The following is a 17,154-nucleotide window of genomic DNA, read 5'->3' as shown; positions in this document are numbered from 1 at the left end:
GAAATACCATTTTATAAAAATTAAAGTAAAATAAAAGGCTCAAATGTATATGATATTTGAGCCTTTTTGGTCTGTGTAGTGAAATAGGATATTTTATTTTTTATAGTATTCCTTATACCAATCAACAAAATTTTGAACACCATCTGCAACGGAAGTATTTGGCTGATAATCATAATCTCTAATAAGATCATCAACATCTGCCCAAGTGCGTTCTACATCACCTGGTTGCATTGGCATGAGTTCCTTTTCCGCTTTTTGTCCCATGCTATTTTCAATAGCCTCTATAAAATCCGTCAATTTAACAGCATTATTATTTCCAATGTTGTAAATTTTGTACAAATTTCTGTCTTCTACTGACTGGGTAAGTGTGCGGACGACTCCCTCTACGATATCATCAACATAAGTAAAATCTCTTTCCATTTTACCGTGGTTGAATACTTTGATAGGTTTTCCGTTTGCTATGGCATCAGTAAAAAGGAATAAAGCCATATCTGGTCTACCCCAAGGTCCGTAAACAGTGAAAAAACGAAGTCCGGTTGTCGGAATATTAAACAAATGGCTATAAGTATGCGCCATTAGTTCATTACTCTTCTTCGTTGCTGCATAAAGGCTAATTGGATGGTCTACATTGTCTGTAGTTGAAAAAGGAATTTTTTCATTTAAACCATAAACACTAGAACTACTAGCATAAACTAGATGCTTTACTTTATTATGTCTGCAACATTCCAATAAATTTAAATAACCAACGACATTACTGTCTATGTAGGTTTCTGGATTTTCAATACTGTAGCGAACCCCAGCTTGAGCAGCTAAATTACAAACTCTATCAATTTTTTCCTCTTTAAAGAGTAGGGGAAGAGCTTCTCTATCCTCTAAGTTCATTCGAACGAAAGAAAATTTATCTCCATAAATAGTACCGGAACATTTTTTATGAAAAATTTCGGCATCACTCTGGCTAATACCCAATTGTTTCAATCGAGCATATTTCAGGTTTATGTCATAATAGTCATTGACGTTATCTAACCCTACGACTTCGTATCCTTTTTTTAGGAGTTTTTCGCAAAGATGATATCCTATAAAACCGGCCGCACCGGTGACAAGAATTTTCATGATTGTCCTATTTTATAATATTGGAAGCCTTTTGCTTCCATTTCTTGTTGAGATAATAGACGGCGACCATCAAAAACAAATGCTGGTTTTAGCATTTTTGTGAAAATCGTTTCCCAAGAATATCCTTTAAATTCATCCCATTCCGTTAGAATAGCAATAGCATGAGCATCTTGCACGGCATCCATTGGATTTGTAACTACAGTTAAAAGTCTTCTGTTTTCTTCCGGAGACCTAGTTTCTAAATAATCCAAATCTGCATAAATTCTTTCTGCAGAAACTTTTGGGTCATATACCACAATCTCTGCTTTTTCTTCAAGCAAAGCATCAGCAATATCAATAGCTGCAGATTCTCTAGTATCGTTGGTATCTTTTTTAAATGCCCATCCGAAGAAAACTATCTTTTTACCAGAAACTGTGTTGTATAAGGTTGATATTATATTCTCAGCAAAACGTCTTTTTTGATAATCGTTCATGATTATCACTTGTTCCCAATAGTCGGCAACTTCGTTAAGACCAAAACTTCTTGATATGTAAACTAAGTTTAAAATATCTTTTTGAAAACATGAACCTCCAAAACCAACAGAAGCATTAAGGAATTTTGATCCAATTCTACTATCTGTTCCAATAGCTCTAGATACTTCGGCAATATTAGCGTCAGTGCGTTCGCATAAGGCAGAGATAGCATTAATGGAAGAAACTCTTTGTGCTAAAAATGCGTTAGCAACTAATTTTGAAAGTTCCGAAGACCAAACATTTGTTTGAAGTATACGCTCTTTTGGTAACCAATGTGCGTAAATTGAACTTAAGGTGTCTTTTGCTTCTTGGCCAGAAGGTGTTTCATCACCACCAATAAGCACACGGTCTGCATTTAAAAGATCTTCTACTGCTGTACCCTCGGCTAAAAACTCAGGATTAGAAAGAATTTCAAATTTCACTCCGTTACCTGTATTTTCTAGAATACTTTTTATAGCACTAGCAGTTCTAACAGGTAAGGTAGATTTCTCTACTACTATTTTATCCGTTTTAGCTATTTTGGCAATATTACGGGCGCATAGCTCTACAAATTTTAAATCTGCAGCTTGCCCTTTTCCTTTTCCGTATGTTTTTGTAGGAGTATTTACTGATATAAAAATAATTTCAGCTTCATCAATAGCTTTATCTACTTCCGTAGTAAAAAAGAGGTTTTTACCTCTTGTTTTTTCAACAATTTCCTTAAGTCCTGGCTCGTAAACAGGTAAATTGTCTAGGTTGGAATCATTCCATTGGTCAATTCTTGCTTGGTTAATATCCACAACAGTAACCGTAATTTCAGGGCACTGGCTTGCTATAACAGACATTGTTGGTCCACCTACATATCCTGCACCTATACAGCATATTTTATTTACTTTTTTCATGACTGGTTTCATTTTATTTGATTGCAAAGATTACTAAATAACTCAAAACTTCCTTGTATTTTATCGGTTAAAAAGATATTATTAAGATAATGTGTTCAAAATGGGATTTTTTAAGACGTAATAATAATCATATTACTAAATACTAACGTTTAATTAAATATGTTATAGTACAACGTCATAAGTTGTGCGAAATTATATACGATGAATATGTTATATAAGACTATGGACCTTTTAACTTATATATTTGGAGTTCGTAGTTTTTTGAGAAAAAATCATCTTTTGTTTAACACATTGTATTTATATTCGTGGAAGTATCATATCAATTTTGAATAATTTATTCTTGATTAGTCGTGTAAAAGTATTTGACACTAATTTAATAGGATATTAAATATAAGAAATGAAGAGAATATTAATTACCGGAGCAGCGGGTTTCTTAGGGTCTCACTTGTGTGATCGTTTTATAAAGGAAGGTTATTATGTAATAGCCATGGATAATCTTATTACTGGGGACTTACGTAATATTGAGCATTTATTCAAGTTGGAAAATTTTGAATTTTACCATCATGATGTTACAAAGTTCGTAAGTGTTCCTGGAAAGCTAGATTATATATTACATTTCGCATCGCCCGCCAGTCCAATAGATTATTTAAAAATTCCTATTCAGACTTTAAAAGTTGGTGCATTAGGAACTCACAATCTTCTAGGTTTGGCTAAGGTTAAAAAAGCCAGGATTTTAATAGCATCTACTTCCGAGATATATGGAGATCCTTTAGTGCACCCTCAAACGGAAGAGTATTATGGCAATGTTAATACGATTGGTCCAAGAGGGGTGTATGATGAGGCTAAAAGGTTTCAAGAGTCAATTACAATGGCTTATCACCGTTTTCATGGTTTGGAAACACGCATTGTACGAATTTTTAATACGTATGGACCTCGAATGCGCTTAAACGACGGTAGGGTAATCCCTGCATTCATTGGGCAGGCATTAAGAGGTGAGGATTTGACCATATTTGGAGATGGAAGTCAAACCCGGTCGTTTTGTTATGTAGATGATGAAGTAGAAGGTATTTACAGACTTTTACTTAGTGATTATGTTTTGCCCGTAAACATTGGTAATCCACATGAGATTACTATTAAAGATTTTGCGGAAGAAATTGTAAAGTTAACAGGAACTAACCAAAAAGTCATATACAAGCCATTGCCTCAAGATGACCCTATGCAACGGCAACCGGATATTTCAAAAGCTAAAGAAATTCTAGGTTGGGAACCAAAAGTTTCTAGGTCAGAAGGAATGAAAAAAACTTATGAGTACTTTAAATCCTTACCAGAAGAAGAGCTGTATAAAAAAGAACATAAAGACTTCAAGGATTATAACAAAATTTAATCCATTGAGGTGAAAGAGATGAAAACAAAAGGAGCAATCATAAAAATGAGATTAGCTCCTTTTGTTTGTGTGGTATTATTTTACTCTTGGGTTTTAGGTTAGTAACTTCCGTACCATATAGTTTAGCTTCGTTGCGGATAATAGATCCATCTTTTGGTTTATATCGTAGTTATGTAAGATTGATTGAATTTGTAATTTGCTCCATTTATGTGATTAGCCGATTTTTTTAGACATACAACAAGATTAATTAAAAGTATAAATGTTAAAGTTTAAATTTGTATTCAGTAATCAAAAAGAACTTTTTAGTAATTTTTAGATTATATTTATATGTTTGGCCTTCTGTTTTAAATAAAGTTGGCCTCCCCCCCCCCCAAATAAAATGAACTTTAAACCTATTTCAATTGAAAACTATTACAAAAGATAAGATATGGCTTTCTTCACCACACATGGGTGGAGGAGAACAAAAATATGTTCAAGAGGCCTTCGATACAAATTGGGTAGCCCCTTTGGGTCCTAATGTAGATAACTTCGAAAAATCCATTAACCAGTTTTTAGGAGGTAGTAGTCATGTTGCTGCACTTAGTTCAGGTACTGCTGCCATCCATTTAGCTTTGGAGTTGTTAGGAGTAACTAGAGATGACGAAGTTATTTGTCAAAGTTTCACTTTTTCAGCATCAGCTAACCCTATTATGTATCTTGGCGCAACACCTATATTAGTGGATAGCGAAAAAGATACATGGAATATTTCTCCAAAATTACTTGAAGGTGCTATAGAGGACCGAATTGCGAAGGGAAAGAAGCCAAAAGCAATTGTAGCGGTCCACTTATATGGTATGCCTTATAAGGTAAGAGAAATTGCTCAAATTTCTGAAAAATATGGTATTCCCGTGGTTGAAGACAGTGCAGAAGCATTAGGTAGTCGCTTTGAAAACCAGAAATGTGGTACTTTTGGTGCTATAGGTATTCTATCGTTTAATGGTAACAAAATTATTACGACTTCTGGTGGTGGAGCATTGATTGCTAAAGATGAAGCCACGAAAAACAGGGCAGTATTCTTGGCAACTCAAGCAAGAGATGATGCACCACATTATCAACACTCTTCTGTAGGATACAATTATAGGATGAGTAATATTCTTGCGGGTATTGGTCGCGGTCAAATGGAGGTGCTTCAAGATCGCGTTGATCAAAGAAGATTCAATTACAGTTTTTATAAAAAACATCTAGGTCATCTTCCCCAGATTGAATTTTTAGAAGAACAAGATGGATATTATTCAAATAGATGGTTGACATGTGTTTTAATGCCTTCATTTGCAATTAGGGAAAAAATTCGATTGGCTTTATTAGAGGAGAATGTGGAATCAAGACCTTTGTGGAAGCCTATGCATTTACAACCGGTTTTTGCTGAATTCCCTAACTATAGTGATGGTACATCTGAAGACCTTTTCAATAGAGGACTGTGTTTACCTAGTGGTTCCAATCTTTCGGAGAAAGATTTAGGAAGAATTGTAGCGCTTATTTTAACCAAAATTTAATCTGATGATAAAAGGATATTTAGTAAATAATGCTCACAAATATGCATCTAAATGGCTTGTTTTGGCTATTGATGTAGTAATGATAGCTATTTCTTTTGTGTTGTCTTACATCATAAGGTTTAACCTTACTTTGGATTTTGACCTTGATAAGCTTTTTGTTCAATTACCTATTATATCTTTAATTGCGTTGGCGTCGTTTGTTTTTACTGGCTCTTATAAAGGTGTAGTGAGACATACAGGTGTTAGAGATGTTTATAACATATTCAATGCAATCTGTCTTTCTAGTATTTTATTGATATCAATGGTTTTGTTCAACCGTGAACTAGGAGTTTTTGAAAATTTCACTGTTCCATTGGGTATTATAATTATACATAGTTTATTGAGTTTCGTTGCCCTTACAGCTTCTAGATATGTGTTTAAGTCGCTGTACAGCAATTTTATGGCTCGCGATTTTAAGGTTAATAAAAATGTTTTAATTTTTGGTGCTGGGGAGTCTGGAATATTAACGCAGAGTGCTCTTGTTAACCATACGAAGAGTAGGGTGAGAGTTGTTGGGTATGTAGATGAAGATGTTAAAAAAATTGGAAAGCAGATAAATGGAGTAAAAGTATTTAACAAAGATGTTCTAAACAGGGAGTTTATCTTAAAGAATAGTATTTCAGAAGTTATCTTTTCAATTCAAAATATAGACCCCAAAGGTCTTAAGGAGCTGGTTGAAGGTCTTGTTGATTTTCCTGTCCAAGTTAAAATTGTACCTCCTGTAGAGCAATGGATTAATGGAGAGCTTAAGGTTTCGCAAATAAAACAAGTTCAAATTGAAGATCTATTAGATAGAGCTCCTATTAATATTAAAAATTCTAAAATATCTGAGGAAGTTAAAAATAAAGTTGTTCTTGTTACAGGAGGTGCTGGGTCTATAGGAAGTGAAATTGTTCGCCAAGTTTGTACATACGATTACAAATCACTTATCATTATAGATCAATCAGAATCTGCACTATATGATTTACAGCAAGAATTAAAGCAAAATGGCTTTCATAATTTTATGCCTATTGTAGGAGATGTACGTGATAAAAATCGCTTAAATAATCTTTTTCAAGAGTATAAACCAGACATTGTATTTCATGCCGCTGCTTACAAGCATGTACCATTAATGGAATATAACGCATATGAAGCTATTAAAATTAACGTAGCAGGAACAAAAGTGGTTGCAGATTTATCAATTAGTCATAATGTAGATAAATTTATCTTCATCTCAACTGATAAGGCAGTAAACCCAACGAATGTTATGGGGGCTACAAAACGAATTGCAGAGATGTACATTAGTTGTATGCAGCAAAAAGGTAAAACGAAATTTATTACTACGCGTTTTGGAAATGTTTTAGGTTCGAATGGTTCAGTTATTCCTCTTTTCAAAAAGCAAATAGATAAAGGAGGTCCTTTAACGGTTACACATGAAAATGTAACTAGATTTTTTATGACTATACCAGAGGCTTCTCAGCTAGTACTGGAAGCTGGGGCCATGGGAGACGGTGGTGAAATATTTATTTTTGATATGGGTGAGTCCGTAAAAATATTTGACTTAGCAAAAAACATGATCAAACTTTCAGGTCTTAAATATCCTGAAGACATTGATATTAAAATAACTGGTTTACGTCCAGGAGAAAAATTATACGAAGAGTTGTTGGCGAATGGAGAAAATACTTTGCCTACCTACCATAAAAAAATTATGATTGGTAAAACAAGAGAGCTTGATTATGTTTCTGTAAGATCAAGAATTGACGAACTTTGTGTATCTAATATGTTCTTCAACGAAAGTACGGTTAGTTTAATGAAAGAGATAGTTCCAGAATTTATTTCAAATAACTCGGAACTATGTTTATTAGATAAGAAGAAAGAAAATAAGACTAAGAATCATCCCCTTAAAAAAGTCTTATAACCTTTTAATTTGCTATTATTGCACCAAAATATAAAACACTATGTCCATAAAAAAAATGATTTCAACTGATTTTTTTCAGTCGTTAAAAGCTATAATCCCTCTATTAATTGTGTCTGTTGTATTGTTATCCTCCTGTGCTTCTAGAAAAGAAGTAGTGTATTTTCAGAATACTGGGGATTTTGAAACTTTGGTAGACAAGAATAGCTTTACGCCTAAGTTTAAGATTGATGATTTAGTAAGTATTTATGTTTCAACTTTAGATAGTGAGGCTAGTGCCCCTTTTAATTTGTTGCGAGGCGGGTCTGAAGGAGGCGTTCGTGCGGAACAAGTAGATTATTTAATTGATAAAGACGGAGAAATTGATTTCCCAGTAATTGGTAAGGTTAAAATTGCTGGACTTTCTGGGGAAGAGGTTAGAATTTTATTGCGAGATAAACTTTCAGACTATTTAAAAGATCCGATAATAAATATAAGATTGCGTAATTTTAGTATTTCCGTACTAGGTGAGGTTAATAGACCGGGGACATACCCTGTAGATGGTGAACGCATCACTATTTTGGAAGCTCTAGGGCTTGCTAGTGATATGACTATTAAGGGGAAGCGTGAAAATGTAATGGTAATTCGGGATTTTGATGGAACTAAAGTTTATACTCGAATTGATCTTACTAAAAAGGAAGCATTAAGTTCACCGGTGTATTATTTAACACAAAATGATGTGGTTTATGTTGAGCCAAACAAATCTGCTATTACCGCTTCATCGTTTGACAATAGAGTTACAGTTGCAGTATCGATAGCTTCTTTACTGATAACTTCTACTATTCTTGTGATTACAAGAACCAATTAACTCTAAGTTACTATTATCATCTAAAAGTGTAAAATGAGCGTAAATACTCAAAACTCCATGTCAAACAATTCATTTGACCTAAAGGAAATATTAAATACATATACCGCTCATATAAAGTGGTTTGCTTTATCTGTTTTTTTGGCATTGATTATTGCCTTTATGTATATCAGATATGCAACACCAAAATTTGCAGTTCAAACTCAGATTCAAATATTAGAGGATAAGACATCAGGGTCTGAACTTGATGTATTTCAAGATATGAGCTTATTGGGAGGCGGAAAGAATAAGGTGGAAGATGAGCTACAGCTGATTAGTTCTCGATCTAATTTAATTAGTGTTGTAAAGGAATTAAATTTAAATACCAAGATATTAGTTCAAGGAAACATTAAGGAAACTGAGCTATATAAAAACCCACCGGTAAATTTAAATTTCATTGCTGCTGATTCGATATTGAATAGAGCTAATTTGGAATTTTTTATTACTATTAGTTCTTCTACAACCTTCGGGTATACAGAGGAAGAGGATAAGCCGGTGAAAATTTTTGCTTTCGGGAAAAATATTCCAACAGCTATTGGGGATATCGTCATTACTCCAAATGTTGGGGTGTTTGAAAACTTTAAAGATAAAAAGCTTAGGGTTTCTATTCAGCCAATTGATGATGTGGCTCAGAGTTATCGTAATCAAATATTGATATCTAATCCTGGAGAGTATAGTAATATTGTCAATTTAACTTTAGAAGCTCCAATAAGGGAAAAAGCAGCTAATATTCTTGATGCATTAGTGAGAATCTATAATGAAAACGCCATAGAGGATAAACAAATTATAGCTGATCGTACTTCTAATTTTATTGATGAACGAATTGCAAATATTTCTTCTGATTTGGCAAGTGTAGATCAGTCTGCACAGGATTTCAAGACAGAAAAAGGAGTAACAGACATAGCTGCGGAAGCTAATGTAAATTTAAACGTTGGTGTGGCTAACCAGCAAGAATTAGCAAATGCAAGAAACCAATTAAACATGGCGGCGTCCATGCAGGATTTGGTTCAACAACAAAATAGTTACGAGGTTTTACCAACTAATATAGGGCTTTCTGACCCTACGATAGCCAGTACTACGGAACGCTATAATCAATTGGTTTTAGAGCGTAAAAGGCTCTTAAAAAGTTCAAATGAGAAAAATCCTGTAATCGTAAATTTGGATCAGCAAATAGCTGGTTTAAAAAGTAGCATGCAGTCTAGTTTAAGCAGTTCGGTTAATAACCTTGGGCTTACGGTGAATTCTTTAAGCGGGCAGCAAGCGCGTTTTAATTCTAAAATTTATTCCTCCCCTGCTAATGAGCGCGCACTTAGGGACATTACCAGACAACAACAAACTACAGAGTCATTATATCTCTATCTTTTACAAAAAAGAGAGGAAGCTCAAATTTCTGCAGCATCTAGTTCTCCTAAATCAAAAGTAGTTGATCAGGCTTATAGCGTAAGTAAGTTACCTGTATCTCCTAAGAAGTCCATTATCTATTTGGCTTCTTTTATTTTAGGACTGTTAGTCCCTTTTAGTATTATTTATGCAAAAGATTTACTGGATAATAAAGTGCATAATATGCATTCTTTAGAAAAGCTAGTTAAGAACATTCCGATTCTTGGAGAACTCCCAAAATTAACTAAGAAGGATGAAAAATTTGTAGTTAAAGAAGATAGGTCTGTACTTGCAGAGTCATTACGAATAATTCGTACAAACCTTGATTACCTAATAAAATCAAAACGAAATAAAGCTGGAAAAAGCAATGTTGTTTTTGTTACTTCTAGTGTGCCAGGTGAAGGTAAAACCTTCCTCTCAACTAATCTATCTATGATATTGGCTAGCACTAATAAAAAGGTGCTATTGATTGGAGCGGATATCAGAAATCCTAAACTTTATACATTCTTTTCTAGTGGTGATGTAGATAAAATGCAGAAACCAACCAGAAATAAAGATGCAGGTCTTACGGAGTATTTGTATGACAATACGATAGAGATTAGAGATATAGTCAACCCAATGCTTGTCCATAGAAATACGGTAGATGTAATTTATTCAGGTAGGATACCACCAAACCCGGCTGAATTATTAATGAGCGATCGTATAAAGACACTGTTTGATCAAGTTTCTGAAACTTATGACTACGTAATTGTAGACACAGCCCCTTTAATGGTTGTGACAGATACCTTGTTAATAAGTGAACATGCAGATTTACTTTTGTATGTCACTAGAGCAGGAGTAACAGAAACTAATGCCGTGGAATACCCTATTAAGCTTCAAGAAGAAGGAAAAATAAAAGGTTTATCTTTTATAGTTAATGATGTTGATTCTTCTAATCTTGGCTATGGCGGTAAATATGGATATGGCTATGGCAAAACTCAGAAAAAGTGGTGGAAGTTTTAAATAGTATTATTTATTTTACATAAAATAACAAAATCCCGAAGCAATTCGGGATTTTCGCTTTTCAACAAGAAATATTTTTTTCGCTAAATACAGGGTTATTTTATTTTTAAAAAATCACTACTTTCGTTGATTCTAACGAAAATTATTCCCTCTATATTATTTTCCATTACAAATCACTTTTTTTAAAACAAGAGCGAGGCTGTGCTAATGTGCGAAATTTCTAATGATATAGGTTTGTGAAATCGTTTGTAATTTAACGGAGTTCAGTCCTCTTTTAGCGAAAATAAGTAGGGTATTCAGGCCTTAAAGTGTTATTAGATTATATTTGTTAATTGTGTGAGAACACCTTTATTAAGAAAATGCCAAACATTCTTTGATATGAAAAACAATTACATAACAAGTTTTTTAATTTCTTGTTTTACAGTCTTTTTTATAGGTAGTTTCCGAATGGAAGCACAATTGCCTGACGAATTTGTAAAGGTAGATTTAACAACAGGTTTAGCTAATGCTACAAGTTTTACGTTTACACCTGATGGACGGGTTTTTATTTTAGATCGTTTTGGTGAAATCCTAATCTACAAGCCTGATACACAGATTACTGTTTCAGGAGGTGTGCTTCCTGTTTTTCATGAACTGGAAGATGGTTTGGTAGGAATTGCGGTGGATCCAAACTTTGAAACGAATAGTAAAATCTATTTGCATTATGCCCCGTTGGATTTTATTGGAAACCGAGTTTCTAGATTCAGCGTTATTGGTGATGCTATAGATTTTTCTTCTGAAGAAACTATAATTCAATGGGCAACTAGTAGGACTGCAGAGTTTCATTCTGGAGGTGATATGGATTTTGATTCTCAAGGTAATTTATTCATAGCTACTGGTGATAACACAACATATGGTAGAAGAAAATATGCGCCAATTGATGAAGAGGTCTCAGATATGAGTGCTGAGAAAGCTTCCTCAAATACAAATGATTTAAGAGGTAAAATATTACGAATCAAACCGGGTGCTGGTAGCAGTTATACCATACCTTCAGGAAACTTATTTGCCAATGCTGCGCAAGGAAAACCTGAAATATACGTCATGGGAGCTCGAAACCCATATCGAATTCATGTAGACGAAGCAAACGATTGGTTGTATTGGGGAGAAGTTGGTCCTGATGCGGATTTAGATAACGTTTTAGGTCCTAAAGGTTTAGATGAAATTAATCTAACAAAGGCACCTGGTAATTATGGGTGGCCTTATTTTTCAGGAGCTGATAATAATCCTAGCGAGAATTATGCGTATCAAATAGATTATGCGGATACGCCATACTATAATGACCCAGCAGCTCCAGTAAACATTTCTAAGTGGAATACGGGTGCAACAAATTTGCCCCCTGCTCAAGAAGCATGGATAGAAAAATTTCATAAATGTTACTTGGCTGGTTTTCGTTACAGATATGATTCTGAATTATTAGATGATCAAAGGTTGCCGATTGAATTTGACGGTCTATTTTTTTACTATGATTTTAATACCAGTAGAATTTGGGCAGTTGAAATGAATGCCAATGGAGACATTATTTCAGAAGAACTATTAGAAGATTCTGTTTTTCCTGGATTAGGAGGAAGTCAGGATGGTTATATTGATATGGAGGTTGGCCCAGATGGTAAATTATATATATTAGCTTATGGGGTTGGTTGTTGTCCTGATGATTCGGGTACAGGTAGACTTATCAGAGTAGATTATACAGGAATTACTTCAAATTCACCTCCTTCTGTAGTAATGGAGGCTGATGTTACCAACGGTCCACTGGATTTAACTGTTAGTTTTACAGGAGAAAATACTACTGATCCAAATGGAGATAGCCCATTGACTTTTGCTTGGGATATTGATGTGGACGGAACTGTGGATTATACTACTGAAAATATTACCCACACCTACACTACAGCAGGTACCTATACAGCCCAGTTAAAAGTTACTGATCCAGAGGGAGCAGTTGGCGCAAAAACGATTACTATATATGCAGGGAACTCTACAGCTAACTTTGATTTTGCTTCACCGGCAGATGGAGGGCTTTTTGGGTGGAATGATGATTTTACATTAAACTTAACTGGAAATGATCCTGAAGACGGAAATCTAAATTGTACAGATATTACTGTTATTCCTTCACTTGGGCATTTGAATCATTTTCATGATGATAATACAATAGACGCCTGCGGTACTAATCTTACTTTAGATGATGGAGGACATGATATAGATGGCGAAATGGATATTTACTTTGTCCTGAACGCTAGTTATACAGATACAGGGGGATTAATTTCACGAGATCAGATTAGAATTCATCCTAAAAGGAAAGAAGCTGAATTTTACGATACACAAAGTGGAACTACTATTATAGAAAACAGCTATAATCTTGAAGGAGCAACATCTGCCCTGCAAGTAGATAATAATGGGTATATTTCTCTTTCAGGACGTAACCTTCAGAATATTACTGGAGTAAAATATTTGGTAGCTTCAGGTAACACCGGTGGTACTATAGAGCTTAGAGTAGGTAGTGTAACGGGTACCTTAGTGGCAACTACAGCCGTACCTTCAACGGGAGGTAGTGATCAGTGGTTAACTGTGGAAACTCCTATAACCGCACCTAGTGGAAAGAACGATTTATTTTTTGTCTTTAAGAACGCCACAGCTGCACAAGATATCTTTAGATTAAATTATGTTGAATTCACGGGAAATGGTGTTTCGGTAGATAATTCGGCACCCATAGTAAAAACAGTTCAACCTGAAGGTAATTCTGCTGTTACAGTTTTGTTTTCAGAGTATGTAAACCAAACAACTGCAGAAAATCTATCTAGTTATTCCATTAGTAATGGAGTAAGTATTTCTTCAGCAGTATTACAAGCAGATAGTAGAACTGTTCTTTTGACTACATCTGCGCTTTCTTCTGGTATTAGCTATGGTATTGATATTGCAAACGTTCAGAATGTTAGTAATATACCAATGGTTAGTGAAAGTTTATCATTCATGGTTTTTGAAGAATTCCGTTTAAATGCTGGGGGAGGGGAAGTGACTTTTGAAGGAAATACGTTTATAGCGGATAATGAAGAGTATTTTACCGGAGGAGACACGTACTCACAGATTATTGATATCGCTGGAACCACTAATGATGCCATCTACCAAAGTGAGCGCTACGGAGCAAATTCAGGTGGTTATGGGTATGATATACCGGTGGGTGTAGCTGGGGAATATGATATTCGTTTACATTTTGCCGAAATATTTTTTAGTGTTGATGCGAATCAACTAGACAAAGGGGTTGGAACAAGAATATTTAATGTAGTAATCGAAGGGGAACAAGTATTGACAAACTTTGATATTCTGAGTGAAACTGATCCAGCTACGGCTTTAATAAAGGAATTTGATAACATTTCTATTACTGATGGTTTTGCAAGTATTTATATTAATGGCGTGGAAGAAAGCGCTAAAATAAACGCTCTTGAAATTCTATCACCAGATACATTTGAAGGAGGTACACCAACTGATGCTAATATTACGATACTTTCACCTTCTAATGGGTGGGATGTTAATCAACCTTTTGAAGTAGCTTTTAGAGTAGATAATTGGGTAATTAATGAAGATGATACGCATATCCATTATTTTATTGATGATAATTTAATAGATAAATATTACGGTTATGATCCAATTCCAATAGATGGTTTGTCTAACGGGGAACATACGATTAAAATAGAATTATATAATGCGGATCACACAGGTACAGGTATTTATGATGAAGTAATTGTGAATGTTACTGGATTGGTAACATGTAATGAGACACCATTTCCAGAATCTTGGGTAGTTCATGAATTTGCACCTAACCCGTATACAGTGGTATATACTTTTGCTGATGATGATTTAGATGGCGATGGTCTTAAAGATATTGTTACTGGTGGTTGGTGGTATAAAAATTCAGGTTCTGCTTCCGGGGATTGGGTGAAAAACGAAATAGGGGATAATTTTAATAATGTAGCCCATGTTTATGATTTTGACGGAGATGGAGATATGGACCTATTGGGGACAACTGGTGCATATAAAGGAGCGCAGTTAATATGGGCTCAAAATGATGGTAATGGTAATTTTACGGTTTATGAAAATATTCCTGAAGGTGATACTGATTATGTAGAGCCTTTCTTGGCAGGTATTGCGGGTGGTGTGTTTGATGATTCAACTACTTACAGAATGGCAATAAACTGGAATGGGGCTGAATCTACTAACTCCCCAATTCAAATGTTGACGCCATCTACTAATATCACAACAGATATGTGGAGTTTGGTTGATGTAAGCCCTGATTCATCCGGAGAGGATATTCAGGCAGGTGACATAGACCGTGATGGAGACCTTGATTTGTTTCAGGGTGTAAATTGGTTACGTAATAACGGAGATATAAATTTTGAGAAATTTGAAACAGGAATAGATGATGTTTATAGCACTACGGCAGATCGAGCGCAGTTAGCTGATTTTGATCGTGATGGTGATTTGGATGCTGTTGTAGGACAGTTAGGTGTAGGAGGAGGGGGAAATGGAACAGGATTAAGAACTGAGTTTGCCTGGTTTGAAGCTCCTTCTGACCCAACACAATTATGGATTAGACATGACTTAGATAGTGATATCAACGGAAGTTTAAGTGTCTTTGCCATAGATATTGATTTTGATGGTGATCAAGATATTGTTGTGGGAGAATGGAGAGGGGATAATCCTCGCTTAATAGCCTTTGAAAATGACCTTTGTGGTTCTGGTGAATTCAAAAAAGTAATTTTGGACGATGGAGCTTTAGGGTATGAACACCATGATGGTGCTAGAGTTGTTGATATAGATAGTGATGGTGATTTGGATGTAGTCTCAAATGGCTGGTTAAATGATAAGGTTTTAAGAATCTATGAAAATACGACTCCACTTTTACTTGACAATAGGCCAATTGCAAACGCGGGGGCTGATAAGATAATTTCTACAAACGAAGTAACATTAGTAGGCTCAGGTAGCGATCCTGATGGTGGTGAAATAGTTTCTTACCAATGGACTCAAGAAAGTGGTCCAAATACAGTCACTTTAATAGGGGATCCGACTACGGAATTGATAGCAAGCAATCTTATTGATGGTTTATATGTTTTTCGTTTGACTGTTACAGATGAAGAGGGTGATAGAGGTTTTGATGATGTTTCGGTAACGAAATCAAGTACATCTACAGTTACACGAATTAACAGTGGTGGTTCAAATTTCATATATGATGGTATAAATTGGGCTTACGATCAGCACTCAAATGGAGGGACTACATTAACAAATGCTATTGAGATTGCTAATACAGAGAATGATATACTGTACCAAACCGAACGTTATAGAACAAGTGGTAGCTTAATTTATGAGATTCCTGTCGTCAACGGTCAACATAGCGTGAATCTTCATTTTGCTGAGATATACTATGGCGTGCCTGGAGATGGTTCTGCAGGTGGTGCTGGTTCTAGAGTATTTAATATTGATGTAGAGGGGCAGGAGCAGAAAGAAAACTATGATATTTTTGTTGAAGCAGGAGGAGCGGCTACAGCAATTATTGAGACTTTTAGTGGTATTGATGTAACTGATGGTAGCTTAACAATAACATTGAGTCCTGTTACTGAATTCCCTAAAATTTCAGGTATTGAAATTATTGAACCGGTGGTTGAGGGAGCTCCAATAGTAGATGCAGGTTTAGATCAAATGTTAACTTTACCAGTTAATAGCGTTGTGCTTTCTGGATCAGGTTCTGATTCTGATGGTGGTGTTGTTACTTTTACCTGGACACAAGATAGTGGTCCTGATACAGCTACATTAAGTAGTGAAAATACAAGTGAATTATCAGTTAGTAACCTGGATATTGGAGTATACATATTTTTACTTACCGTTACAGATGATGAAGGAGAATCGGTTTCTGATGATGTTACCGTAACTGTTGTACCTGAAAATGGTTTACTAGCAGTCGCGGAAGCAGCACCTGCAGAAGGTAGTGCTCCTCTTGAGGTAACTTTTACCGGTAGTAATTCAATCGGAGATATTGAAAGTTATTTGTGGGATTTTGATAATGGTAATACTTCAGAAGATGCAGATAGTGCTAGTACATTCTTAGAAAATGGTACTTATGAGGTAGTGCTCACTGTAAGTAATGCAGGAGGAGAAACACATTCCGACAGTGTAACTATTACTGTTGCAGAGACAATTGAAGGCGATAAAATGGGCTTTATTTTAGAGAAGAACCCTATAAGAGAAGGTGTGGCAACTATCCGGATTTTAAATCAGCCTGAAAATTTCACAATGTTAGGTATTAATTTACATGATCAACAAGGACGTTTAATAAGTGGTATAAGAGCAGAAGATGTTATTGTTGTAGATACTGATACATATCAAGTGCCTGTTCATCTTTTGCAAGACGGTATATATTTTTTAAATATTGCCAATAATAGAGGTAAACCTGTTACGATGAAATTTTTAATCCAAAACCAATAATTTATTATAGAATTAAAAAATGCCGCTGA

General features: G+C 35.0%; 8 protein-coding genes. 6 read left to right on the top strand and 2 right to left on the bottom strand.

Annotated features, from left to right (window positions below; all coding sequences use genetic code 11):
- Positions 1 to 93: 93 nt before the first annotated feature.
- Both HW347_RS18145 and HW347_RS18140 read right to left on the bottom strand, forming a co-directional pair.
- Positions 94 to 1,110, bottom strand: coding sequence for an NAD-dependent epimerase (locus tag HW347_RS18145; protein ID WP_214613159.1), 1,017 nt, complete (start codon positions 1,108 to 1,110; stop codon positions 94 to 96).
- Entirely contained in the window at positions 1,107 to 2,504 is a 1,398-nt protein-coding gene (locus HW347_RS18140) for a nucleotide sugar dehydrogenase (protein WP_214613158.1), read from the bottom strand. The genes HW347_RS18145 and HW347_RS18140 overlap by 4 nt, the downstream gene beginning before the upstream one ends.
- Before the next feature lie 397 nt (positions 2,505 to 2,901).
- On the opposite strand from HW347_RS18140, the gene HW347_RS18135 reads away from it, so the two are divergent.
- The 6 genes from HW347_RS18135 to HW347_RS18110 all read left to right on the top strand — a co-directional run bounded on the left by HW347_RS18135 (position 2,902) and on the right by HW347_RS18110 (position 17,125).
- Entirely contained in the window at positions 2,902 to 3,888 is a 987-nt protein-coding gene (locus HW347_RS18135; RefSeq protein ID WP_214613157.1) for a UDP-glucuronic acid decarboxylase family protein, read from the top strand.
- A gap of 446 nt (positions 3,889 to 4,334) precedes the next feature.
- Complete coding sequence (locus HW347_RS18130) at positions 4,335 to 5,420, top strand: aminotransferase class V-fold PLP-dependent enzyme (protein ID WP_214613282.1); 1,086 nt, start codon at positions 4,335 to 4,337, stop codon at positions 5,418 to 5,420.
- Between the two features lie 4 nt (positions 5,421 to 5,424).
- Positions 5,425 to 7,356 carry a polysaccharide biosynthesis protein gene (locus HW347_RS18125; protein WP_214613156.1) on the top strand — a complete coding sequence of 644 codons (1,932 nt, stop codon included), beginning with the start codon at positions 5,425 to 5,427 and terminating at the stop codon, positions 7,354 to 7,356.
- A 40-nt stretch (positions 7,357 to 7,396) separates the two neighbouring features.
- On the top strand, positions 7,397 to 8,200 hold the full coding sequence (locus HW347_RS18120; RefSeq protein ID WP_394370292.1) for a polysaccharide biosynthesis/export family protein: 804 nt from the start codon (positions 7,397 to 7,399) through the stop codon (positions 8,198 to 8,200).
- 33 nt (positions 8,201 to 8,233) lie between these two features.
- Positions 8,234 to 10,618: a GumC family protein gene (locus tag HW347_RS18115; protein ID WP_225901974.1), complete on the top strand. Its 2,385-nt coding sequence runs from the start codon at positions 8,234 to 8,236 to the stop codon at positions 10,616 to 10,618.
- Positions 10,619 to 10,996: 378 nt separating this feature from the next.
- The gene (locus HW347_RS18110; protein ID WP_214613155.1) at positions 10,997 to 17,125 is read left to right on the top strand and encodes a malectin domain-containing carbohydrate-binding protein; all 6,129 of its coding nucleotides are present in this window, start codon (positions 10,997 to 10,999) and stop codon (positions 17,123 to 17,125) included.
- Positions 17,126 to 17,154: the final 29 nt, after the last annotated feature.

The sequence above is a fragment of the Zobellia barbeyronii genome, from assembly GCF_018603515.1.
In the GTDB taxonomy this organism is placed as follows: domain Bacteria; phylum Bacteroidota; class Bacteroidia; order Flavobacteriales; family Flavobacteriaceae; genus Zobellia; species Zobellia barbeyronii.
Note: the sequence above shows the minus strand (reverse complement) of the source record. Positions and strands in the feature narration are given on the sequence as shown.

Coding starts and splice junctions, on each gene's coding strand:
- HW347_RS18145 (WP_214613159.1), bottom strand. CDS start 1,110: ATGAAAATTCTTGTCACCGGTGCGGCCGGTTTTATAGGATATCATCTT.
- HW347_RS18140 (WP_214613158.1), bottom strand. CDS start 2,504: ATGAAAAAAGTAAATAAAATATGCTGTATAGGTGCAGGATATGTAGGT.
- HW347_RS18135 (WP_214613157.1), top strand. CDS start 2,902: ATGAAGAGAATATTAATTACCGGAGCAGCGGGTTTCTTAGGGTCTCAC.
- HW347_RS18130 (WP_214613282.1), top strand. CDS start 4,335: ATGGGTGGAGGAGAACAAAAATATGTTCAAGAGGCCTTCGATACAAAT.
- HW347_RS18125 (WP_214613156.1), top strand. CDS start 5,425: ATGATAAAAGGATATTTAGTAAATAATGCTCACAAATATGCATCTAAA.
- HW347_RS18120 (WP_394370292.1), top strand. CDS start 7,397: ATGTCCATAAAAAAAATGATTTCAACTGATTTTTTTCAGTCGTTAAAA.
- HW347_RS18115 (WP_225901974.1), top strand. CDS start 8,234: ATGAGCGTAAATACTCAAAACTCCATGTCAAACAATTCATTTGACCTA.
- HW347_RS18110 (WP_214613155.1), top strand. CDS start 10,997: ATGAAAAACAATTACATAACAAGTTTTTTAATTTCTTGTTTTACAGTC.